The organism is Mycobacterium sp. TY814 (assembly GCF_030755175.1).
In the GTDB taxonomy this organism is placed as follows: domain Bacteria; phylum Actinomycetota; class Actinomycetes; order Mycobacteriales; family Mycobacteriaceae; genus Mycobacterium.
The window spans coordinates 329,594-347,723 of sequence record NZ_JAUFRY010000004.1 but is presented as its reverse complement, the minus strand read 5'-3'; the positions used below and the strand labels follow the sequence as shown (position 1 = coordinate 347,723).

Below are 18,130 nucleotides of genomic sequence, written 5' to 3'. Positions count from 1 at the left end.
GGTGCCCAAGCTGAGTGCCGGACTGTTGCTGTACCGGGAGCGAGCCGGTGTGGTCGAGGTGCTGATCGCGCATCCGGGCGGGCCGTTCTGGGCGCGCAAGGACGACGGCGCCTGGTCGATCCCGAAAGGCGAGTACGGCGAGGGCGACGATCCGTGGGTGGCGGCGCAACGTGAGTTCGCCGAGGAATTGGGTTTGCCGGTGCCCGCCGGGCCGCGCCTGGACTTCGGACCGGTCAAGCAACCCAGCGGCAAGGTGGTGACGGCCTTCGCGGTCCGGGCCGATCTCGACGTCACCGATGCGCGCAGCAACACCTTCGAGATGGAGTGGCCACGCGGCTCGGGCAGGATGCGAGAGTTTCCCGAGGTGGACCGCGTCGGCTGGTTTTCGGTGGCGCAGGCGCGCGACAAATTGCTCAAGGGCCAGCGGGTCGTCCTGGATCGGCTGATGTCACACCCGAGCCTGGAGGGCTTGTCGGAGGGGTGCTGACCACCACCGACCGCTGTGCCATTTCTGGATGAAGGTATGGCATTGAGGTGCGGCAGTCGAGAAAATTTGCGGCACCGTCACTGCCGGGACTTACGGTGCGGATGGACCACGGAGAATTCGCGATTTCCGAGGGCAATCGGATGGCATCGCCTTGCCGGCGCCCGAACTTCGAATTCGCTGCGGCTTTCCGCCGGTGGGGAAATGCCGATGTCGGTGCGTGGTGGGACGGAGCCCGGGGTTTTCCACGACATAATTCACCGGTAAGTACGTGCTGGTTCCGTTGCCGTGCCCATAAGCCTTGTCGCCGCGGTTATTTTTCGAAATTCTGATATTGCTCAGGTCAATTTCAGCGAACTCACTAGTGGTCATTTCGGAGCGGATTTCTCGCGGCCGAAATAGGAACGCCGATGGCAGCCGACGCGTCGGTGGTTGCTGCCCCGCTGCGGACAAACGCAGGCCGGACAACGGATTCCGCCGCGGCAGCCGAATCCGAGAAACACAACTCGCGATTTCTGGGCACACTGCACACCCGCACTGTGCAGATTGCCCAGTGCGACATGAGTTCACGGAGTTTTTCGCACATCGCTGCGCAAGAGGGTTCGTATGCCTGTATAAAAGTGCCCGGTGGCGTGATGAATGTTTGAGCCGCGACAGAATGCAGCTGTCTTTCAGGGGACAACTGCCGATTCTGCATAGCTGCTGGGATTCGTTACCCATGCAATGCCGCAACACCCGTCCGCCCCGACTTGAATACATAATTTTTGGAGTTCACGTGTCTTCCTACCTCGTCACAGTTCCCGGAGCTCTTGCCGCAGCATCGACGGATTTATCTGCCATAGGCCTGGCGATCAGATCGGCCACCGCGTGGGCGGCCCCGTCGACGACCGGGATAGCCGCGGCGGCCCAGGACGAGGTGTCGGCGGCGATCGCGCGCCTGTTCGGCGGTTTCGGCGAGGAGTTCCAGTCCATCACCGCACAGACGGCGAAGGTTCACGAGCGCATGGTGTGGGCGCTCGCCGAGGGGGAGGCGGCCTACGCGCGCGCTGAGGCAACCAACGCATCGCCGTTGCAACCCTTCTTGAACGACGTGATGGGTGTGGTGAACGCGCCGACGCAGTTCCTGCTCGGGCGGCCGATATCCGGCGATGGCGCGAACGGGGTGGACGGGACGGGGCAGAACGGTGGTGATGGCGGGATCCTGTTCGGTAACGGCGGCCGAGGTGGTTCGGGTGCGCCTGGGCAGGCGGGCGGCAACGGGGGAGCGGCCGGCAGTCTGACGGGTAACGGCGGCAATGGTGGTGCCGGCGGTGATGCGATAACCCCGGGTGGGCGCGGCGGCAACGGCGGCAACGGCGGTGCGGGCTCGGAGCAGGGGGTCGCGGGCAATGGTGGAGCCGGTGGGGCCGGTGCTGCAGGCGCGCCTGGCCAGGCCGGGGGCGCCGGTGGCAACGGCGGCGCCGGTGGCATCGACAACGACATCATCAATGGGCAGGGCGGAGTTGGCGGCGCGGGTGGCAAGGGTGGCGCAGGCGGAGTGGGCACATCCGGCGGCGCGGGTGTGGTCGGCGGGCCAGGTGCGGCCGGCGGGGCCGGTGGGCTCGGCGGCGCCGGAGGCAGTGGTGCGAGCACCTTCGGTGGGATCAACGGCAACGGTGGCGTAGGTGGTGACGGCGGTACCGGCGGTGCTGGCGGCAGCGGCGGCGCCGGGGTCAATGCGGTTGGTGCGGCCGGCGGCACCGGAGGTGTCGGGGGTAACGCCGGAGCCGGCGGCGCCGCGGGTGCAGGCGGTAGCGGGGGTGTCGCGGGCGGCTATGGCCACGGCGGTACCGGCGGTGTCGGAGGTGACGGCGGAGCCGGTGCTGCCGGGGCTGCCGGAGTGGCCGGCTTTGCCGGCGGCAGTGGCGGTGACGGCGGGGCCGGTGGCGGCTCTGGCGCCGGCGGGGTTGCGGGTCATGGTGGCGCCGGTGGCACCGGCGGCGCGGGCGGTAACGCCGGCGCCGACACCGGTGTGGGCGGTGTCGCGGCGCCCTTCGGTGGCGCCGGCGGTGCCGGGGGTAACGGCGGGCACACCGGCAGCGGTGGTGCCGCGGGCAACGGTGGTGCCGGTGGACAAGGTGGTGCCGGCGGTAACGGCGCCAACGGGGCCAACGGCACCGGCAGTCTGGCCGGGGACAGCGGTGGCGGCGGTGGGGCCGGCGGGGTCGGCGGTCGAGGTGGCGATTCCGGGCCCGGCGGGGTCAACGGTGCTGCCGGCGGTGGCGGTAAAGGCGGTGACGCGGGCAACGGCGGCAATGGCACCAGCGGTGGCGGTGGCGGGGCCGGCGGTAAGGGTGGCGACGGCGGGGCGGCCGGCACCTCCGGCAGCGGCGGGGTGGCGAGCGCCGGCGGCGGGGCGGGCGGCAACGGTGGGGCGGGCGGCAACGGCGGCGCGGCTGCGGCTAGTTCGAGCTACGCCGGCGGCGCGGGTGGTAACGGCGGGGTTGGCGGCGCCGGTGGATTCGGCGACAACGCCGCAACCGCCGGCTCGGGTGGGCGGGGCGGTAATGGTGGTGCCGGCGGCACGTGGACGCAGAGCGCGTCGCCGCAAGCCGCCGCTAACGGCGGCGCCGGCGGGGCCGCCGGTAGTGGCGGGGCCGGCGGTGCCAGCACCGGAGGAATTTCGAAGAACAATGCTGGGGCCGGCGGCGCCGGCGGCACGGGTGGCGCTGGCGGCGCCGGCACTCCCTTCTCTACCGCCAAGCTCCCAGATTTGATTCCGGCGGGTAATGGTGGCGCTGGTGGTGCGGGTGGCAACGGTGGCACGGGCGGGACGGCCGGCACCGGTGGCACGGCCGGCGCCGGCGGCAATGCCGGGGCCGGCGGCACTGGTGGTGCCGGGGGCGACTCCACCTTCGGCGGCCAGGGCTTTGCCGGTGGCACCGGCGGCCAGGGCGGCCAGGGCGGCACCGGCGGCAGCGGCGGCGCGGCCTTCAGCCAACCAGGCAATGTCGGCGGTAACGCGGGCAACGGAGGTGCGGGCGGCCGGGCAGGCGACGGCGGCGCCAATGGCGGCAGCGGAGGCAACGGCGGCGGCGGAGGCGACGCAGGTAAGGCCGGCGCCGGGGGGACCATCGGCAAGGCCGGAATCGGCGGCGACGGAGGTGCCGGTGGGGACGGCAGCGACGGCATCAAGGGCGCCGAGGCGAATCCGGGCATCGCCGGCGGCAAGGGCGGGACGGGTGGCGCCGGAGGTAACGCGCCCGGCACTGGTGGCGTCGGTGGCAGCGGCGGCGCGGGTGGCAGCGGAGGCAATGGCGGCGACGGCGGCAAGGATGCCATTGCCGCCTCGGGCTACGCACCGGCCGGTGGCGCGGGCGGCAACGGAGGCAACGGCGGCAATGCCGGTACCGGCACCACCGCCGGCAACGGGGGCGTCGGCGGGTCGGGCGGTAGCGGCGGCCATGGCACCGACGGGCTTGTTTATGGAGGATCAGGTTCCCAGACCTTCGTCAACAGCGGCGGTGACGGCGGTGCGGGCGGCACCGGTGGCAACGGTGGAAACTCCGGTGCCGGCGGCACCAACGGCGCCAGCGGGGCCGGCGGGAACGGCGGTGACGCGGGGAATGGGGGCGACGGCGGCAAGGCTCCCTTCCGTGGCCCCGGTGACGGAGGCAACGGCGGCGCCGGCGGCGCCGCGGGCAAAGCCGGGACCGGCGGAGCGATCAGTGTCGCCGGTGGCGCCGGCGGTAACGGTGGTGCCGGCGGTAACGGTGGTGCCGGCGGTGTGTTCGGAGCCCAGCGCAACGGTGGCGCGGGCGGTAACGGTGGTGCCGGGGGGAACGCGGGCGTCGGAGACGGAGCCGAGACAGCCGGCTCCGGCGGCAACGGCGGCAACGGCGGCAACGGTGCCAACGAGGACGGCGGACGGGCCGGCGCCGCCGGTGGTGCCGGAGGGGTCGGTGGCGCGGGCGGAAACAGCACCGGCGGCCTCACCACGAACACCGCCGGGTCCGGCGGTGATGGTGGCCTCGGCGGAAACGGCGGAAACAGCGATGGCGGGACCGGCGGCGCTGGGGCTGCCGGTGGCGCCGGTGGCGCCGGGGGCGATGCCTCAGGTCCCGGCGGTATCGGTGGCAACGCGGGAGACGGCGGCGCCGGCGGCAATGGCGGCAACGGCCTGAGCGGTGGGGGCGGCGGTAACGGCGGCAATGGCGGCGATGCCGGCAAGGTCGGTACCGGCACCACCACTAACGGCAATGGCGCCTACGGCGGCAATGGCGGCAATGGCGGTGATGGCTCCAACGGGCCCGACGGCGACATCGGCGTCAACGGTGCGAACGGCGGCTCCGGTGGCAATGGCGGCAACGGCGGCAACGCGACCGGCAAGGGCAGCGTCGGCGGCGACGCCGGTAATGGCGGTAACGCCGGTAACGGTGGCAATGGGGGCGCCAGCAACGGTGCGGCGAACGCACCTGACGGTGGCAGAGGCGGCAACGGTGGCAACGCCGGCAGCGCCGGTACCGGCGCCACCGCGGGTTACGGCGGTACCGGTGGTAACGGCGGTAACGGTGGTAACGGCGCCAACGGCATCGATGGCACCATCGGCAACGCGGGCGTCAACGGCGGCAACGGCGGAACCGGCGGTGATGGCGGGACCGCGAGCGGAAACTTCGCCGCCGGCGGTAACGCCGGCAACGGCGGCAACGGTGGCAACGCCGGTGCCGGCGGCGCGGGCGCAGTTGGTGGCGGCGGTGGTGACGGCGGGCGTGGTGGCTCCGGCGGCTTCACCTACGGCGCCGACAGTCAGGCCGGCAACGCCGGCAACGGTGGCAACGGCGGCAACGGCGGTCAAGCGGGACCCAGCACCACCACCGACGTGCCGAATGGCGGCCAAGGCGGCGCCGGCGGTCAAACCGGCGCGGCGGGGTCCGGCAATGGCATAGGTGCCAAAGACGGCAAAGCCGCTATCGGAGGTAACGGCGGCAGCGGCGGCGACGGCGCCGACGCCCAGGCGGCACCATCCGACACCAGAGGGTTGAACGGTGGTCGCGGCGGCACCGGTGGCAGCGGCGGCGCAGCCCTGGGCAAGGGCGGTGTCGGGGGTAACGCAGGCGACGGCGGGAACGGTGGTCGCGGCGGGGATGGCGGGGCGAGCACCCCGGCCGGCTCGTCCACCGCCGCCGCTGCGGGCGGTGACGGTGGTCGGGGCGGGGATGCCGGCCAGGCGGGCAGCGGTGACACCGCAGGTAGTGGGGGCGCAGGCGGCGACGGCGGTGCCGGCGGCACCGGCGCGTCCGGCCGCACCGGCGGTATTGGAGCCAACGGCGTGAAAGGCGGTGCCGGCGGCGTCGGCGGGAACGGTGGCAACGCCACCGGCGCCAACAGCGTGGGCGGCACCGCAGGCGCCGGCGGCGACGGCGGCGACGGCGGCCGCGGTGGGGCCCCCGGTGTTTCCGCCACTGAGGCACCCAACGGCGGCAATGGGGGCGTCGGCGGCAACGCCGGGAAGGCCGGCACCGGGTCGAAGGCGGGCAGCGGCTCGATCGGCGGCGACGGCGGTAACGGCGGCGACGGCACCAACGGCAGCGACGGCGGCGCCGGCAAGGCGGGTATGGCCGGTGGCACCGGCGGTGACGGCGGCGACGGCGGTGGCTCCACCGACAACGACGGCAAGGGCGGCAACGCCGGCAACGGCGGCAACGGCGGCAGGGGCGGGAACGGCGGCACCGACACCGGGACGGGTGGCAGCAACGCACCCAACGGTGGCCGGGGTGGTAACGGTGGTGACGCCGGCTATTACGGGACCGGTTTTGGTGGAAGCGGGAACGGCGGCACCGCCGGGAACGGCGGCGCCGGCGGTAACGGCTCGAACGGCAACGCTGGCAACCCCGGCAACGCCGGCGACAACGGCGGCAACGGCGGGGCCGGGGGCAACGGCGGGGTCAGCTTCGGCAAACTCGGTGTCGCCGGGGCCGGCGGGGCCGGCGGCAACGCCGGCAATGGTGGTGACGGTGGCACCGACGTTGGGATCGGCAACGTCACTGCACCTAATGGCGGCAACGGCGGCGTCGGCGGCAACGGCGGTAGGGGCGGCACGGGCAGTAACCAAGCCGCCAGTGGCGCCGGTGGCGCCGGTGGTGCCGGTGGTGCCGGTGGCAACGGTGCCGACGGCAATGACGCCACCTTCAGTGCAGCCGGTGACGCAGGGGGTCGCGGGGGAGCCGGAGGGGCCGGCGGCAATGGCGGCAACGCCGTCGGTAAGGCCACCGCCGGGGCAAGCGGGGCCGGCGGCGCCGGCGGTAACGGCGGCGACGGCGGCAACGGCTTCGGCACCGCAGGCTACGGCGGGGCGGGCGGCAACGCCGGTAACGGTGGCAACGCCGGGAACGCCGGCACCGGAGGCCTGATCAGCCCTGTCGGCGGCGCGGGCGGCGCGGGTGGCAGCGGCGGCAACGGCGGCAACGCTGCCGACAACAACATCAGCGGTGCCGGGCTGACCGGCGGTGTCGGCGGCAACGGCGGCAACGGCGGCAGCGGCGGAGTCGGTGATGAGGTGGAGATCGGCGGCGCCGGCGGTGACGGCGGAAAGGGCGGCAACGGCGGCAACCTGAACACCCCGTTCAGCACCTCTCCCGCCGGCGGCAAAGGCGGGGGCGGCGGTAACGGCGGCGCCGGTGGCAGCAGCACCGGCGGCACGGTGAGCAACACGGGCGGCGCAGGTGGCCGCGGCGGTGAAGGCGGTATCGGCGGCACCGGTGCCCCGGGTTCAACCGGCGGCTTCGTGCCTGGCGTAGGCGGTGCCGGCGGCGGCGGCGGCAATGGCGGTGTGGGTGGTGCGGCCGCCAACGCCGGAGCCGTCGGGGGCATCGGCGGCAACGCCGGTGACGGCGGTGACGGGGGCGACGGCGGCAACGCCGCACTCGGTTCCGGCACCGCTGGCGCGGCGGGAGGCAAGGGTGGCGCCGGCGGCCAAGGCGGTGACGGCGGCGACGCGACCGGAGGCACCGGAGGCTCCGGCGGCAGCGGTGGTGGCAGTGGCGATGGTGGACACGGCGGCAGCGGTGCCGACGGTGGCGCTGGTGGCACCGGGCAACCCTCGAACCCCGGCACCAACGGCACCGCACCCGTCGGTGCTACCGGTGGCAGCGGTGGCGCAGGTGGCGCAGGTGCTGACGGAGGTAAGGGCGGAAACTAGGCTTCACCGCCCGAATTGCCCTGGAGCACAACAGGATTGGGGACCCTGCGGTCAAGTGATGACCGACCGCGGGGCGGCCGGTAGGCGATGCGGCCGGGAGGCATTGCGGCACTTGGGGTTCGGGCGCTTCTTGAGTACTGCGCTGCCCGGGTGTGCGTCGCCGGCCGGTCTGGAAGCCACAGCGGCCGCCCGCTTGCCGCACGCGCGGTCAGCGGGCGAACCGCGGCAGCAGCCGATCGTCACCCCGCGGGGGTGACGATCGCGGCTCAGCTGCCGTTGCGTCCCGGACGTCCCCCGGCCATGTTGATCATCAGCGGTATCGGGGTGGCGATCGGCCGCAGCGCCTCGGCGTCGTCGTAGACGCCGATGGTGTATTCACCCGTGGTCTCAATCGCGAACGACAGCTGCGGCGTGAAACACCGGTACTTGGAAGGCTTGTCCTCGTCCGGCCATTGCCAGGCCGAGCGGACCGTGCCCCGGATGGTCCCGGCCGGGTCTTTGCAGACGATGAACAACTCCGGATCGAAATCCCCACCGGACGGCGCGTGAACGACGAGCACCAGCGGGACGGTCAGCCACACCGGGGTCTGGTTGACCTCATAGCTGGTGATCGGCACCCGGGTTGCGTCGATCGCGGAATCATCGATGTTGGCGGAGCCCGCCACGAGCAAAGCGGCTACATGCATCACGACATCTTAAGGGCGATCCGCCCGCGCGCCAGCCTATTCGGCAGGCTCGCCGAAATTTTCGGCGCTCGGTTCGCCCGTCTGCCCCGTCTCGGCCAACAGGATCGACATCGGGACCGGTGTGGACAGCTCGAATTTGCCCTCGGCGTCGTAGTAGACGCCGAGGGTGTACTCGCCCTCAGTCTCCACCGGGAAGGAGAGTTCCTGCGTGAAGCAGCGGTATTTGGAGGCGCGATTGCCGTCGTCCGGCCAGTGCCACGCCGCCCGCAGCGATCCTCGGGGAGTTCCGGCCGGGTCCTTGCAGACGACGTGGATCTCCGGGTCGTAGTCGCCGCCCGCCGGGGCGTGAACCACCAGGACGACCGGGACCGTTGCCCACAAAGGCATTTGATCGACCTGGAACCACGCCATGGGTATCGACGTGGCATTGATGGCGCCCTGTTCGTCGAACGCGGCGGTGCGCGGAACGAACAGCGCAGAGACGTGCAGCATTTCGTCATCTTAAGGGCCGCGGGTGCCCAGAACGGTTATTCCCGGCGCAGCGCATGCCACGCCAGGTCGGCGATGGCCACGCAGTAACCGTCGTCGACGGGATCCTCCATATAGAGGCTGCGTACGTAGATGGGTGCCGTCACGATCTGGATCGCCGCCACGGTGTGCACGCCGTCGCGCAGCTCGCCACGCTCCCGGGCCCGATCGAAAACGGAGCGAAGGACACTGAAACGCTTCTGCCAGAACATCATTCGAGTTTCGCCGTCGTGGTGGCCGCCCCGGCTGTCCATCACCATCACTCGATGGAAGGTGCGGCCGATAGGGGTGTTGACATCCGCGGCGAGCGTGCGGGCGAGGGCAAGCAGGTCACCGCGCAGTGACCCGGTGTCCAACGTCGAGCGGAAGACTTCGGCATCGCGGACCGCGGCATCGACGATCAGTTGCTGACGGTTCCCCCAGTAGTGATAGATCGTCGCGACATCCAGCCGATGCCGCTCCGCCATCGCTTCCACGCTGAATCGTTCGACACCCCAACGTGCCAGCTCGTCGAGCACTGCCGGCATCACCCGCGCGCGGAGCTCCGCGGGTATGGCAACCGGAGATACGTCCGGTCTTTGCGACGGCCGCATGTGCTCTACCGTACGACTCGAACACCGTGCTGGAGTACTACTTTGCGCCGAGGCCGGGAACGATGTCGCCCAGGCTGAACGTCAGCGGCTGTTCCAGCTGCTCGTAGGTGCAGGAGCGCGGGTCACGGTCCGGACGCCACCGGTTGAACTGGGCGGTGTGGCGGAACCGCGCGCCTTCCATATGGTCGTAGCGCACCTCGACCACCCGCTCGGGTCGCAGCGGCACGAACGACAGATCCTTGCCCGCGTTCCACCGCGACCCTTCGTTCTTGCGGGGCGTGCGTTCGCCGGCCTCGTGCGCAGCCCAGTTCCAGGGATGCTCGTCGAAGGCGGTGACCAGGGACTGCAACTCGGTGAACAACCGCCGGCGCTCGGCCATCGGGAAGGCCCCGATCACGCCGACCGAGGCCAGTTGCCCGTCGTCCTGGTACAACCCGAGCAGCAGCGAGCCGATCGCATCGTCGCCGGACTTGTGCACCCGGTACCCGGCGACCACACAGTCCGCGGTGCGTTCGTGCTTGATCTTGAACATGACCCGCTTGTCCGGCTGATAGGTGACGGTCAGCGGCTTGGCGATCACGCCGTCCAGGCCGGCGCCTTCGAACTCCTCGAACCAGCGCTGCGCGACGGTCCGGTCGGTGGTGGCGGGGGTGACGTGGATCGACGGCCCGGAGCCGTCCAGCGCGTCGACCAGCGCGGCGCGCCGTTCGTCGAACGGGCGCTTGGTGTAGTCGTCGTCGCCCAGCGCCAGCAGGTCGAACGCGATGAAGGAGGCCGGTGTCTGCTGGGCGAGCATCCGCACCCGCGAATCGGCGGGATGGATACGTTGTTGCAGCGCCTCGAAATCCAGCCCCCGGTCGGTGGCGATCACGATCTCGCCGTCGAGCACGCAGCGTTGCGGCAGCTCGGCCCGGACCGCCGCGACCAACTCGGGAAAGTAGCGCGTCATCGGCCGCTCGTTGCGGCTGCCCAGCTCCACATCGTCACCGTCGCGAAAGCAGATGGAGCGGAAGCCATCCCACTTGGGCTCATAGGACGCATCCGGCGGGATCGTCTTGACTGACTTGGCCAGCATCGGCGAAACCGGTGGCATGACGGGTAAGTCCATTGCTTCATTCTGGCCTGCGGCATGCTGGACTGTGGATATGGCCGCTGCAGCAGAAGAACTCGACGTCGACGGTATCGCCGTGCGGGTGACCAATCGCGACAAGGTCTATTTCCCCAAGCTCGGCTCGAACGGCACCAAGGGCCGGTTGATCGACTACTACGTGTCGGTGTCCCAGGGCCCGATGCTTGCGCCGCTGCGCGACCGTCCCACCCATCTGCAGCGGTTCCCCGACGGGATTGACGGCGAGGAGATTTACCAGAAGCGGGTGCCGCAGCACCATCCCGCCTACCTGGAGACGTGCCGGGTCACCTTCCCGTCCGGCCGGACCGCGGACGCACTGAGGGTCACCCACCCCGCCGCGATCGTGTGGGCGGCACAGATGGGCACCGTCACCCTGCATCCCTGGCAGGTGCGGTGCCCGGATACCGAACATCCCGACGAGTTGCGGATCGATCTGGACCCACAGCCGGGCACCGGGTTCGAGCAGGCCCGGACGGTCGCGGTGGACGTGTTGCGGCCGCTGCTCGACGAACTCGGGTTGACGGGTTACGCGAAGACCTCCGGGGGACGCGGCGTCCACGTGTTCCTGCGGATCGCCACCGAGTGGGATTTCATCGCGGTACGCCGGGCGGGCATCGCGCTGGCCCGCGAGGTCGAGCGCCGTGCCCCGGAGCAGGTGACCACGTCGTGGTGGAAGGAAGAACGGGGCGAGCGCATTTTCATCGACTTCAACCAGAACGCGCGGGACCGCACCATGGCCTCGCCGTATTCGGTGCGGCGCACCCCGATCGCGACCGTGTCGATGCCGCTGTCCTGGGACGAGCTGGCCGGCGCCGACCCGGACGACTACACGATGGCAACCGTCCCCGACATCGTCGCGCGCCGCGACGATCCGTGGGCCGGAATGGACGATGACGCCCAGTCCATCGCCGCGCTGCTGGACATGGTGGACGCCGACGAGGAGCGCGGCCTGGGCGACATGCCGTACCCGCCGAACTACCCGAAGATGCCGGGCGAACCGAAGCGCGTTCAGCCGTCGCGGGACACCGATCGCAAGAAGTGAAGAACCCACCCGGGTATGCCCGATCGCACATATTCTGTGACGCGGGGCTATCCGAAGCAGGTGACATGGACCTTCATCTGACGGACAAGATCGCCGTCGTTACGGGCGCCAGCCGGGGGATCGGCCTGGCAGTCACCAAGGCATTCGTGGACGCGGGCGCACACGTGGTGGCCGGGTCACGGACCCCCGGTAAGGACCTGCTCGCCCTGGAAGAGGCCGGTCACGTGACGTACGTATCGGTCGACCTGGCCCGCCCCCGGGGCGGCGAGGAGTTGATCGCCGCCGCCGCCCGTCGCGGCGGGGTCGACATCCTGGTCAACAACGTCGGCGGCGCCACTCCCCGCCCGGCGGGTTTCGTCGGCATCACCGACGACGAGTGGCAGGCGTCCTGGGAGCTGAACATGATGGGCATCGTGCGGCCCACCCGCGCCGCAGTGCCGGAGATCCAACGTCGCGGTGGCGGTTCCATCGTGATCATCGGGTCGATCAACGCCTATTACCCCGGCGCGGTGACCTACGACTATTGCGCCACCAAGGCCGCCGTCACCAATCTCGCCAAGGCGTTGTCAAATGAGTTGGGGCCGTTGAATATTAGGGTCAATTCGATCAGCCCGGGACTGGTGATGACCGAGAAGTGGATCGAGGGGGGCCTGGCCGACGGATTGGCCGCCGCCAACGGCGAACCCGCAGACGACGTGCTGGCCAACATTATGGAAGACACCCCGACGGGCCGCTTCACCACCCGGGAACAGGTGGCCGACCTCGTGCTCTTTCTCGCCAGCGAGCGTGCCGGCAACATCAACGGGTCCGACTACCGCATCGACGGCGGGTTCGTTCCAACGCTGTGAGCGGACGTCGTCAAGCCCTGAGCATCCGCACCCGCGAGGCGGTTCCGGTGCACAAGCTCCCTGAAACCCGACCCTCATGACATCGGCAGTCGCAAATCGGTAATTAGCTGGCGGCACGCAGATAAGTGCTCTCGGCCGTTTTCAATGCATGCGCCGGACCGTCAGAAATTTCATCTCAAGGTAAGACAAAAACGCCGTCCTGGCGGTTAATAACCGCAGGTCAAAGCATATATGTGAGACGTCACCCAGGACGCTACGTCAGGTATTCGTCGCAATTCTCTGGAACCTGTTGACCTGCAGGAAAGCACCGGCCATCCTCGTTCGAAGATTTTGCGGCATGGTTGCTCGGAGGTGCGGAATGACGTTTGTCAGCGTGATGCCGGAGACGGTTCTGGCGGCGGCTTCGGACGTGGTGCTTATCGGTTCGTCGGTCACCAACGCCAACGCGGCGGCGGCGGGTTCGACCACGACGTTGCTGGCCGCCGGCGCGGATGAGGTGTCGGCGGCCATTGCGGCGCTGCTAGGTGAGCACGGGCAGGCCTATCAGTCGATCAGCGCGCAAGTCGCTTCGTTCCAGCAGCGGTTTGTGCAGGCCCTCAACGCGGGGGCGGGCGCTTACGCGACCGCCGAGGCGGCCAATGTCGCGTCGTTGCAGTCCCTCGAGCAGGGCGTCCTGAGTGCGATCAATGCGCCCTTCAACGCGTTGTTGGGGCGCCCGCTGATCGGCAACGGCAGAAATGGAACCCCGGGGACCGGCCAGGCCGGAGGGCCGGGCGGGATCTTGTGGGGTAACGGGGGTGATGGCGGGTCCGGGGCGGCGGGGCAAAACGGCGGTGCCGGCGGATCGGCGGGATTGTTCGGTGCTGGCGGAACAGGTGGGGCCGGCGGAGTCGGACTGGTCGGCAAGACCGGTGCGGTGGGTCAGACGGGCGGTCTCGGCGGTACGGGTGGAACCGGCGGGATCGGCGGCCAGGGCGGGCTGCTGTTCGGAAACGGCGGCCATGGTGGTGCCGGTGGCAGTGGGGGGACCGGTGGCGTCGGGGGTCCGCCCACTAGTTCAGGCGTGTTCGGTGCCGGTGGGAAGGGCGGAACCGGCGGGCTAGGGGGCGGGGGTGGCGCGCCCGGATTGTTTGGCAGCGCCGGTCAGGCGGGCGTCGTCGGTGCAACCGGGGCTGACGGCGCTACCGGCGGCTCCACCGGATTCGCGGTCGGGCCCTTCGTCAACAACACCGGTCTGCCCAATAGCCAGATCTACCTCACCGCACTCGGGCAGACGTCACCCGGCCAGTGGTCATGGATCGACCAGAACGGCGTGGCCCACGCGATCGACCACAACGCCGCCAACGCCCCCGACCACCTCACGCACAACGGGGTGAATTACGCCAATATGTCGTTCACTCTCGACCAGACGGGCAACTTCTCGATTCCGTCCGAGTTTCAGGGCGGCCGGATATTTCTGTCGATGAAGCAGCCGCTGTACATCGGCATCAGCCCCGACAACATGGGCTGGGCGGGCCTTGACCCCGCGAATCCTGCCGATCCCAATTACAACACGGTTTACGACTGGTATGAGCTGACTTACAAATATGGCGCAATTCCCTTTGGCGGCAACACAACCCAGGTGGACCAATTCGGGTTGCCGTTCTCGTTCACGCTGACGCAGGATTCCACCGGGTTCTCGGACACCCGTGGCATCACGCTGTCACGGGCTCAGCTGTTCCAGCAGTACACGAGCACCCTCCCGGCCGAGTTCCAGTCACTGATCATCAACGACGGCACCGGCAACCCGCTGCGAATTCTCGCCCCGCGCACCGCCCAGCCCGGCGCCTTGGCCTCCTGGCTCGACCCTGCCATCAACAACTTCTGGTCGACGTATCAAACCCATCCATTCCTGTACGACGGCCCCGGCTACACGGTGACCGGCAACGTCGACGCCGGAAACCTGTTTGTCTACAACCTGACCCCCGACGGGGGCAGCGCCACGAGCTACACGATGGTCATGCCGACGACGGCGCAGACCTTTGCCGCCAATGGCCCGTTCGTCGGCGTCGGCCAACAGGGGGCGTTCCTCGCAGAACTCAACGCCGCGTTCAACCGCGGTGTGGCGAATTCTCCGGACCAATGGGCCAATGTCGATGCCTACTATCCGACGGGCGGGCGATGGAACAACTGGTCAGAGTTCTTCCACGCCAACAGCATTGACGGCCTCGCCTACGGCTTCCCCTTCGACGACGTGAACTCCCAGAGTTCAGTGCTGATCCTTGGCAACTCGCTGCCGCCGACCCGGCTGTCGTTCGACCTTCCCTAGAGAGGAATCTGCTGATGGTGTACATGCTTGTGGTGCCAGAGGTATTAGCCTCGGCGGCAACGGATTTGGCGGGCATTGGCGCGGCGCTGAAGTCGACGAATGTCGCGGCGGCGCTTCCGACGACCCAGCTGCTGGCCGCCGGGGCGGATGAGGTGTCGGCGGCGGTTGCCGCGGCCTGGGGCGAGTACGGGCAGGCCTATCAGGCAATCAGTGCGCAGGTCGTGAGATACCACCGGCAGCTTGTGCAGGCTCTGGGTGCGGGGGCGAGGGCTTATGCGGTCGCGGAGGCCGGCAATGGCTCGTTGTTGCAGACCCTCGAGCAGGACGTGATGGGCGTGATCAATGCGCCTTTCATTGCGTTGTTGGGACGCCCGTTGATCGGTAAGGGCAGCAACGGAGCCGCGGGGACCGGGCAGGCCGGCGGGCCGGGCGGGATCCTGTGGGGCAACGGTGGTGACGGCGGGTCCGGGGCGCCGGGACAAACCGGGGGCGCCGGCGGCGCGGCGGGATTGTTCGGCACTGGCGGGACGGGTGGGGCGGGGGGAGCTGGGCTGATCGGCCCCACCGGCCTCGCGGGTCAGGGCGGCGGTATCGGCGGCACCGGCGGGGCGGGTGGGGTCGGCGGTCACGGTGGGTTGCTGTTCGGCAACGGTGGGACAGGCGGCGCCGGCGGGGTCGGCGGCACCGGCGGGCTGGGTGGCCCAGCCGACGGTTCAGGTGCGGTCGGTGCCGGCGGTACGGGTGGCACCGGCGGCGTCGGGGCTGCGGGTGGCGCGGCCGGCCTGCTCGGCAGGGCCGGCCAGGCGGGCGTCAGCGGCAACACTGGTGCCACCGGTGGCGGCACGGTCGGCGGTGGCGGCACGGGCGGTGGTGGCGGTATCGACGGCTTCACGGAAATTTTCCGCGACGATTTCACCGGCGCCGCGGGTTCGACCGTCAACCGGTCGAATTGGATTTACGACCTCGGCACGCAGTATGGATTCGGCAACTCAGCACCCCAGTGGGGCACCTGGGAGATCGAGACGATGACTGACAGCACCCAGAACGTCTATCTCGACGGCAACGGCCACCTCGCGATCAGCCCGGTCAGGGACCCCGCCGGCCATTGGACGTCGGGCCGGATCGAGACGGTGCGCACCGACTTCGCGGCGCCGCCGGGCGGGGTGATGCGCATCGAGGCGTCGATTCAGCAGCCCAACGTCAACACCACGAACGGTCAGGGCTACTGGCCGGCGTTCTGGGCGCTCGGCGAGGCGGCGCGGCCCGTCGGTGCCACGAACTGGCCATGGATCGGCGAACTGGACATCATGGAGTCCATCAACGGCCGCGGCTCGGTGTGGTCGACGCTGCACGGCAATGTTTGGGGAGGCGGGCCGCCGTTCAACGAGCCCACCGGAATCAGCTCCGGCGAACACCCCGTCCCGAACGCGGGAACGAGTTACCACACCTACGCCGTCGAATTGGATCGCAGCACGAGCGTCGAGCAGCTGCGCTACTACCTGGACGGCAACAACTACTTCACCATCAACTCCAACCAGGTCTCCGCAACCGACTGGAACAACGCCACCCACCACGGGTTCTTCCTCATATTGGACGTGGCGATGGGCGGGTCCTTCCCGAACGCGTTCGGCGGAGGTCCTACCGGCGCAACGGTTTCCGGCCAGCCCATGCTCGTCGACTACGTCTCGGTGTCCACCAAAGGCTGATCCTGCCGAGGGCTCGTCATCAGCGCCTTCTTGAGCTCTTCGTAGGCCTGCTGCGTGTAGTGGGCCAGCCTGGACATGTCGTCGATCGCCGCGGCGTTGCCGACGAAGCCGAAATCCATGCTGTCGTGGTAGGACGCCAGCGTGGCGTTGAGCCCGATCGACGCGGCCAGCGCGGAGACCGGGTAGATGCCGAGCAGGCGCGCGCCGTTGAGGTAGCGGACCTCCTTCGCGCCTGCCACGTTCGAGATCACCAGGTTGCACGCCGGATGGGCGACCCGGTCCAGATGGGTGGAGGAGCCCAGGCCCGCCAGCGCGACCAGTCCCACGGCGTAGGTCATCGCCGCTTCTTTGGACATGGCGGCCAGCTCCCTCTTGGCGGCGGCCACCGACTCCGTCACCTGATGAATCCGCTCGGTCATCTCGGCGGCCGGCTCGCCGAGCCGCACGAACAGCGCCGAGACCCGGGTGCCGATCGTCGCGTCGTCGCCGTCGCGCAGCGAGACCGGGCACATCGCGATGAACGGGTGTCCGAAGGCGCGCCCCGTCTCGCGCAGATACGCGTGCAGTCCCGCGTCGACGATGCTGGCGGCGACGTCGTTGAGGGTGGCTCCGAAATGGCGGCCGACGTCGTGCATCTCGTCCAGCGGCAGCGTCAGCGTGGCGAAGCTGCGCCCGATCTTGAGCGGTTCGTTGGTGGGCGCGTGGTGGGCCGCGAACGGCAGGCTGCCCTCGAGGTGGGATGTGAACAGACCGGCGAACACCTTGCGCAGCGCGGTGACCGAAACCTGATTGAGCGCACCCACCTGGGTGATGGCGCCGCGGATCGAGTCGGTGATACGCCCGATCAGCGGTGTCGGCGGGTGCGGCGTCGGCGCGGGCGCGTCGAGCGCAAACGCGGGTTTGGGGATGGTCGGCTCGTCGGAGAGGTTGAGACCGTCGTACAACCGCTTCAGGCCCGACTCGCCGTCGATGATGCAGTGATGCGTCTTGGTGTAGATCGCGAACATCCGGTCCGGCAGGCCGTCGATGATCCAGCAGCGGAACAGCGGCCGGCTGCGATCGAGTTGCGCCTCGTGCAGGTCGGCGACCAATCGCAGCAGGTCGTCATAGCTGGATCCGTCGGGCAACGCGAGGTGCTCGACGTGATAGTGCGGGTCCCACGTGTCCACCTCGCGGAAGTGGGGCCCGCCGCGGTTCAGTAGCTCCGGCACGTAATTGAACGGCGGTGCCGGCGAGCAGGCCCGGTAGGAATCCACAATCTCGCGCACCAGCGACTCGCGGCCGGGCGGCTTCTGGAACAGCAGCATCGCACCGACGTGGGTGGTGCTGCCCGGTGACTCGATCAGCAGCCATGAAAGGTCGAGCGGCGGAATCGGTTTGGTCATCACGCATCTCCTGTCCAGGGGAGATGGTCCGCTCGGCGCGTGATCGCCGCGAGGGCATTAGGGCCCTGTTCGGGCACCCTTTGGTCACTTGCCGCCGTTCAGGCTTGTATTCGCGCCCACTTATATACAGTGGAGACTCGTGCGCCAGTCCGAGAACGTCAGCTCCGCTCGTAGCTTGCTGCCGTCGCCGGACGCGCAGGCGAAGCACACACCGCAGAGCGGATTCCGCGACGACATCGAAGGC

Annotated in this window: 11 protein-coding genes; 6 read left to right on the top strand and 5 right to left on the bottom strand. The window is 69.6% G+C overall.

Translation table 11 applies throughout. The features are described 5' to 3' along the window. Position 1 precedes the first annotated feature (1 nt). Both QXH22_RS26865 and QXH22_RS26860 read left to right on the top strand, forming a co-directional pair. Positions 2–487: an NUDIX domain-containing protein gene (locus QXH22_RS26865; protein WP_306277512.1), complete on the top strand. Its 486-nt coding sequence runs from the start codon at positions 2–4 to the stop codon at positions 485–487. A gap of 772 nt (positions 488–1,259) precedes the next feature. Beyond that, positions 1,260–7,661: a PE family protein gene (locus QXH22_RS26860; protein WP_306277511.1), complete on the top strand. Its 6,402-nt coding sequence runs from the start codon at positions 1,260–1,262 to the stop codon at positions 7,659–7,661. Between the two features lie 266 nt (positions 7,662–7,927). Here QXH22_RS26860 and QXH22_RS26855 read toward each other — a convergent pair whose 3' ends face one another. From QXH22_RS26855 to QXH22_RS26840, 4 genes are read right to left on the bottom strand one after another with little or no spacing between them, the layout of a single operon-like run. Further along, the gene (locus QXH22_RS26855) at positions 7,928–8,347 is read right to left on the bottom strand and encodes a hypothetical protein (protein ID WP_306246926.1); all 420 of its coding nucleotides are present in this window, start codon (positions 8,345–8,347) and stop codon (positions 7,928–7,930) included. A gap of 36 nt (positions 8,348–8,383) precedes the next feature. Then, on the bottom strand, positions 8,384–8,839 hold the full coding sequence (locus QXH22_RS26850) for a hypothetical protein (RefSeq protein WP_306246928.1): 456 nt from the start codon (positions 8,837–8,839) through the stop codon (positions 8,384–8,386). 35 nt (positions 8,840–8,874) lie between these two features. Then, entirely contained in the window at positions 8,875–9,468 is a 594-nt protein-coding gene (locus tag QXH22_RS26845) for a TetR/AcrR family transcriptional regulator (protein WP_306277510.1), read from the bottom strand. Between the two features lie 37 nt (positions 9,469–9,505). Then, positions 9,506–10,576, bottom strand: coding sequence for an ATP-dependent DNA ligase (locus tag QXH22_RS26840; protein WP_306277509.1), 1,071 nt, complete (start codon positions 10,574–10,576; stop codon positions 9,506–9,508). Positions 10,577–10,613: 37 nt separating this feature from the next. On the opposite strand from QXH22_RS26840, the gene ligD reads away from it, so the two are divergent. From ligD to QXH22_RS26820, 4 genes are all read left to right on the top strand, one after another. Next, the gene (gene ligD, locus QXH22_RS26835) at positions 10,614–11,639 is read left to right on the top strand and encodes a non-homologous end-joining DNA ligase (RefSeq protein ID WP_306277508.1); all 1,026 of its coding nucleotides are present in this window, start codon (positions 10,614–10,616) and stop codon (positions 11,637–11,639) included. Between the two features lie 65 nt (positions 11,640–11,704). Continuing rightward, entirely contained in the window at positions 11,705–12,487 is a 783-nt protein-coding gene (locus QXH22_RS26830; protein ID WP_306277507.1) for an SDR family oxidoreductase, read from the top strand. Positions 12,488–12,845: 358 nt separating this feature from the next. Beyond that, complete coding sequence (locus QXH22_RS26825) at positions 12,846–14,795, top strand: beta-1,3-glucanase family protein (protein ID WP_306277506.1); 1,950 nt, start codon at positions 12,846–12,848, stop codon at positions 14,793–14,795. Positions 14,796–14,809: 14 nt separating this feature from the next. Then, complete coding sequence (locus tag QXH22_RS26820; protein WP_306277505.1) at positions 14,810–16,501, top strand: PE domain-containing protein; 1,692 nt, start codon at positions 14,810–14,812, stop codon at positions 16,499–16,501. Here the strand turns inward: QXH22_RS26820 and QXH22_RS26815 are convergent. Beyond that, the gene (locus tag QXH22_RS26815) at positions 16,474–17,886 is read right to left on the bottom strand and encodes a wax ester/triacylglycerol synthase family O-acyltransferase (protein ID WP_306277504.1); all 1,413 of its coding nucleotides are present in this window, start codon (positions 17,884–17,886) and stop codon (positions 16,474–16,476) included. The two genes, QXH22_RS26820 and QXH22_RS26815, sit on opposite strands and share 28 nt — an antisense overlap. Positions 17,887–18,130: the final 244 nt, after the last annotated feature.